The organism is Flavobacterium tructae (genome assembly GCF_002217475.1).
Lineage (GTDB): Bacteria > Bacteroidota > Bacteroidia > Flavobacteriales > Flavobacteriaceae > Flavobacterium > Flavobacterium tructae.
The window spans coordinates 1-5,484 of record NZ_MUHH01000091.1 but is presented as its reverse complement, the minus strand read 5'-3'; the positions used below and the strand labels follow the sequence as shown (position 1 = coordinate 5,484).

The window sequence follows — 5,484 nt, the reverse complement described above, 5'->3', positions numbered from 1 at the left end:
GATAAAGATTAATACTTATATTATTCGATTTTAAAATAATTCGACAACCAAGTATTAAAATCTCCAAGAGAAACAAGTTCAGCACTTGATAATTTATTTTGTGCACGATCGTCTTTATCTTCATGCTTATCTATATCATTTAATTTAGCGTAAGTAATTTTTAAAGCTGATAAATTTTTGTTCCAATTTTGGACATCTAATTTGCTCATTTTTGATTCATCAAAATATCCTTTGGTCAAGCATTTATTTTGTATGGATCTTAATGCAGTACAGTTAGCTTGACCACTTTTTATTAATGCTTTATATTTAGTAATAAGTTGTTGATCTGCTAACGTCATTTTTTTTGGCACTCGTTTAATCAAATCTCTGAATCCATCAGCATCTGTTCTGCTATAATCAAAATAATTAGAAAAAGGAGCAGTTGTGACATAGTATAATTTTGATTTTACATTTTGCAATAACATTTTATCATCTACTGTTGAGCTTCCAACAAAATAAAATTGATCCGTAGCGAGAATACTTGACAACTTAATATATTTCCCAGCTTTTAAGCTATCATTTTCATTCTTTAGAATTATAGCACCCCAATATAAATTATGTCCATTTACTAGATCATCTTCTTTATTAAATCTAGATTCTTCTTCAAGCCTAACAATTGTCAATTTATCAAATGTAAATAGTTCCGGTTCTTTTTTTTCCCAATTAGATTTGTCCCAGCTGGATTGACAAAATGAAATTGAACATGTTAAAAGCATTAATAGTGATAGTAATAAATTTTTCATAGGTAATATTAGATTTAGAATGGATTTGATAATTACGTTTTAAGTATTCGTTTGATCGGTTAGGGAGTTCTATAATAACACAAACAAAAGTTATCTTTTATGATAACCGTTAATTACAAATATAAAACAACTTTTGAATTATCATAAAAGATAATTCAAAAGTTGAAAAACTCACTGCAAATAGAGGTCGGAAAACGTATTCAGCAAATCAGAATTGAGAAAAATATCTCTCAGCAAGATTTGGCAGCAAAATGTAATTTTGAAAAAAGTAACATGTCTCGATTAGAAGCAGGAAGATCTAATGCAACTCTTTCTACTTTAGAGACAGTTTGTAAAGCCTTAGGAATAAATATTATCGAATTATTTAAGTTTTAGAATTCTTCAAATAATTGATTAAGTGCATTGTCAATTTCTTCATCAGAATCTTGATTAATTTTCAAATTTCGTCTAATTAAATCTTCTTTAATTTCATTCTCCACATTGTATATGGAGATGATGTAATGGTCTATTAATCCTCTCATGATTTTAAATTTATAGGTTATATTATATATCCGAAAATTTTAGATTTTATAGGCTAATTGAGGATAAAAAGTGAAGTAAGTGAAGTATGTTTTAAAAATAATAATATTTAAATATGTTCTTTTATTGTCTAATTTTTAATAGTGAATTAAGTGAACTAAATTATATAAAATAGATTTATAAGAGAGAGTTAAAATTTAATAAAGATATTATATATTTTACATTTTCTAACTTCACTTTATTCTCTACTATTTTATCATTTTATTTCATAATGTAATATTGTATTCATATGGATAAAAAACAATATTACATTTCATATTGTAAAAGCACGTGAAGAATGGGTTTGACGCAAAACAAGTCAAGAAAATGGGTTCAACAAAATCAAAAAAAATCAGATTTTAGTACATTTTATCGAAAAAAAATAGCTACAGTTGATGTTTTTTAATAAGACTGGAGTCATTATTTGAGAAATTCTTTTGCATGAATAGATAAATACTGCCATAACATAGTCTGATTAACGTCAATCTTCTCACGATAGATTTATTTTAAAAACAAAGAGTGAAACAAGGGAAGTATTTTAATATAACTCCGCACAAGTTTTTTTAAGTTCTAAAAATGAATTTATTCTTAACATTACTTCACTATAAACTTCTAAAAGATCCATTTTATTGTGAAAGGTAAGTTCTTTATGTGTAAAATCTTGGAAAGTAAAAATGATTTTTTAGTAAATTATTTCCTAAAATATAAACATTCCCATATATTTACGCAACACAAATAAGATAAATAAAAAAACATTAGAATAGTTAAATGGAAAAAATATCCGTAATAGATTTTTTTTGTGGCGCCGGAGGGTTCTCTGAAGGATTTAGGCAACAAGGATTTGAAATAATTTTGGGAATTGATAAATGGCAACCAGCTATAAATACTTTTAACTTTAACTTTAATCAAAACTTTAAATCAAAAAATATTCTGGATTATTATGACAGTATAGAAGAAATTGATCTACTTCCTAATACAGAAATCATAATTGGTAGCCCTCCATGTGTTAGTTTTTCTAGTTCAAATAAATCTGGAAAAGCTGATAAAGCCTTAGGACTTAAGTTAACCGAAAGCTTTTTGAGAGTTATTGCTGTTAAAAAACATCAAAAAGACTCAAATTTACAAGCTTGGTATATGGAGAATGTTGAAAATTCAAAAAAGCACCTAAAAAATAAGTATACTTTTTATGATTTAAATTTAAAAGAATGGGCAAAAAAGAATGGTATTAACCCAAAAAAAATTGCTATAAAAATTGAAGGAAATAGTTCAGTATTAAATTCTGCAGATTATGGTTCTTTTCAAGCAAGAAAAAGATTAATAACAGGTGAAATAATCTTAAAGAAAAAATTTATAATTCCTAAAAAAACTCATTCAAAAGATGGCAAAAATAAATTAGAAATTTATAAAAAATTGGATGATTTTAGGCAAAATTTCCCAAATCCTTACAGCTATAGTAGAAATAACGATGTTATTGATCCGACCTATGGTATAAGAATAAAAGCCGAATTTTTAACGGATCAATTCTACGACACCGGTGTATATAAATGTGATTGGGAAACATCTAAATTCAGGAAGATAAATCATCCTTATATGGGGAAAATGTCCTTTCCCGAAAACCCATTAAAACCTAGTAGAACTATAACTGCAACTAAAATTTCGAACTCAAGAGAATCAATCATTTATAAGTCTGAACTAGCTAGAATTGGTGATGGAGAATTCAGAAGTCCAACAGTGAGAGAAGCCGCATGTTTGATGGGGTTCCCAATAAGTTATCAATTTTTAGGTTCAGAGAACACGAAATGGAAATTAGTAGGGAATGCTGTTTGTCCATCCGTTAGTAGAGCATTAGCAAAAGATTTAAGATGGTACTTAAATTTAGAGAATATACAAAATATAATTTCGACATCAATAAATATTGATCAGACACAGAATCTGAATAATTTTACTTTAAAAACTTTTGACAACCCACCAAAGAAAAATAAAGGGGCTCGTTTCAGACGACACACATTTAAAACAGATAATATTACAGTTGCATTATCAAATTATGATATAAAAGTAAATGAAAAAAATGTAGGAAAATGGAGGTCGACAATTTTATACGGTACAGGAGAGGGATTTGGAATCGATGAAGTTAAAGAAGGAAATTATAAAAGTCTTGAGCCGATAATTATTAATAATTTCTCAGATGGAAAGCAATTTATTGAAATAATAAATAACGGATTTAGTGAGAAAATCGCGGACAAATATACATTACAAAAAATGTATGAAAACAAATCTTCAATTCAAGAATTTTACGATCCTGTTAGATTAATTGACGAAGTAAAAAGTATTATAGGAAAATTTGATTCGAATAATGAAATGTTCGTTCAAAGTAACAGTAAAATTTTTAAAAAAGATAAAGTTTCAAAAAAGCAACTTTTTGCTTTATACGCTATTAATAAAATTGTAACAACAACAAATAGTAAAGAAACATGCCTATCCATTTCATAGATAATTATCCCAAAAATGATTTAGAATCCAAAATTTGTAAGAATGACGGAACCCCTCTCTATGGTGAAATTTGGCTATATAGAGAACTAATGAAATTTAATGAATATGATTTACTCAAAAATGAAACATGGTATATTAAACATAGCTATAATCTATCAAAACATCCTTCAAGTGATAGAAAAGTAGAGGGAGAGATAGATTATCTTATTTTGAATAAATATGGTTTGTTGATTGTAGAAGTAAAGGGAGGTGGCATCGAAGTTGATGAAAATGATACTTATTATTGTTATAATAAAAAAGATTCAACTATTAGATATGAGTCCCAAAATCCATTTAACCAAGCAAAAGAATATTTGCATTCACTTAAGTCTCTTATAGACTCAAAACCATTCATATATAGAGCTGTTATATTTCCTCATGAATCAGGTTTTTATCTAAGGGGACCACAATTAGTTGGTTATGAATATCTTTTTTTTTCAAAGAGAGACTTGGAAAAGGTTCCTGATGGAAAACCTCAAACAGAAATCTTCTTTAATTTCTTGCTTAATCTTTCGAAAGAATCTAGAAAAAATGTCTTGAAAGAACTAGACTCTACAATTAATAATTTAAAATTAAATGAAAAAATTTGGCAAAAATTTCCTGAATTAAGCAGAAAAGAAATAGATCGATTAAAATCCGAATTGTTTCCTATTCAAACAACTCACGGATTTAATCCAGACAAAATTAGGGATGAAATAATTCTAGAAGAAAACTTCGAGATATTAAGAGGGTTAAGAAAGAATAGGAAAGTAATGATTCAAGGAGCTCCTGGTACTGGAAAAACGGTATTAGCTACTAAGTTTATAGCAGAGAATATTATTAAACAGCAAAAAGGCATTTTTTATTGCGCAAACAAGTTGTTGAGATCAAAAATGGAGCACTTGGCTTATAATATATATAGTTTTGACAAGAATTATATATCTTTTAATATATACTCTGAAAAACTTTCTTCAATTAATATTGATGAGGACATTGATTATATAATTATTGACGAAGCTCAAGAATTTTTTGATAAAAATTTATTTGATTTTATCCAGGAATTGGAAATAAAATTAAAATAACCAAAATTTCTTATTTTGTTTGATCCCGAACAAACTATTATGCAAGACTACAAAGAAATTGATTGGTATTCGGAGTACTTTATTCAAGATTCATTTGTACATTATTTTTTTGATACAATTTGGAGATGTGCACAAAAACCTGAAATTGGAAATATTGCTAATTTATTAAAATATGGAAATTACAAAAAGTTAGAGAAAGATTTTTTTAAACATCTACAAGAGGTTGAAAAGGTAGTTGATAAAATAAAAGTTTTAAAGGATATTATTGATGTTAACCTAACCGAAAAGCGCAAAAGAATTATTTTAATTGAGAGTACAATATTTGAACAAGTAAAAGAAATAGCAATAGATTATTTTGCAAAAGAACTAGAAGAATTAGTAGATACTAACATTAATATTATAAATCAAAAAATTCATTATACAACTCCAATAAAATATAGAGGATTAGAAGCAGAGTGCGTCACTTTAATAACTTCAGGGCTTAACGAAAAAAATAAAATACAAAATTATATAGGAGCAACAAGAGCTATTTACTATTTAAAATTAATAGTATG

Annotated in this window: 6 protein-coding genes; 4 read left to right on the top strand and 2 right to left on the bottom strand. The window is 27.0% G+C overall.

Annotated features, from left to right (window positions below; genetic code table 11):
• Positions 1-20 precede the first annotated feature (20 nt).
• Complete coding sequence (locus B0A80_RS20590; protein WP_124020607.1) at positions 21-782, bottom strand: hypothetical protein; 762 nt, start codon at positions 780-782, stop codon at positions 21-23.
• A gap of 162 nt (positions 783-944) precedes the next feature.
• Between B0A80_RS20590 and B0A80_RS20585 the strand changes: the two genes are divergently transcribed.
• Positions 945-1,157 carry a helix-turn-helix domain-containing protein gene (locus tag B0A80_RS20585; protein ID WP_089078504.1) on the top strand — a complete coding sequence of 71 codons (213 nt, stop codon included), beginning with the start codon at positions 945-947 and terminating at the stop codon, positions 1,155-1,157.
• Here the strand turns inward: B0A80_RS20585 and B0A80_RS20920 are convergent.
• Entirely contained in the window at positions 1,154-1,303 is a 150-nt protein-coding gene (locus B0A80_RS20920) for a hypothetical protein (protein ID WP_165769311.1), read from the bottom strand. The two genes, B0A80_RS20585 and B0A80_RS20920, sit on opposite strands and share 4 nt — an antisense overlap.
• Before the next feature lie 805 nt (positions 1,304-2,108).
• Here B0A80_RS20920 and B0A80_RS20580 point away from each other — a divergent pair.
• The 3 genes from B0A80_RS20580 to B0A80_RS20570 all read left to right on the top strand — a co-directional run.
• The gene (locus tag B0A80_RS20580) at positions 2,109-3,830 is read left to right on the top strand and encodes a DNA cytosine methyltransferase (protein ID WP_089078503.1); all 1,722 of its coding nucleotides are present in this window, start codon (positions 2,109-2,111) and stop codon (positions 3,828-3,830) included.
• Positions 3,812-4,930, top strand: a complete 1,119-nt coding sequence (locus B0A80_RS20575; protein WP_089078502.1) for a nuclease-related domain-containing protein — start codon at positions 3,812-3,814, stop codon at positions 4,928-4,930. The genes B0A80_RS20580 and B0A80_RS20575 overlap by 19 nt, the downstream gene beginning before the upstream one ends.
• A gap of 15 nt (positions 4,931-4,945) precedes the next feature.
• The coding region (locus B0A80_RS20570) for a hypothetical protein (RefSeq protein ID WP_208861504.1) at positions 4,946-5,484 on the top strand (539 nt) is incomplete at its 3' end.

What these genes read in the sequence shown, in the direction of transcription:
- B0A80_RS20590 (WP_124020607.1), bottom strand. Translation starts at nt 782, where the DNA reads ATGAAAAATTTATTACTATCACTATTAATGCTTTTAACATGTTCAATT.
- B0A80_RS20580 (WP_089078503.1), top strand. Translation starts at nt 2,109, where the DNA reads ATGGAAAAAATATCCGTAATAGATTTTTTTTGTGGCGCCGGAGGGTTC.
- B0A80_RS20575 (WP_089078502.1), top strand. Translation starts at nt 3,812, where the DNA reads ATGCCTATCCATTTCATAGATAATTATCCCAAAAATGATTTAGAATCC.
- B0A80_RS20920 (WP_165769311.1), bottom strand. Translation starts at nt 1,303, where the DNA reads ATGAGAGGATTAATAGACCATTACATCATCTCCATATACAATGTGGAG.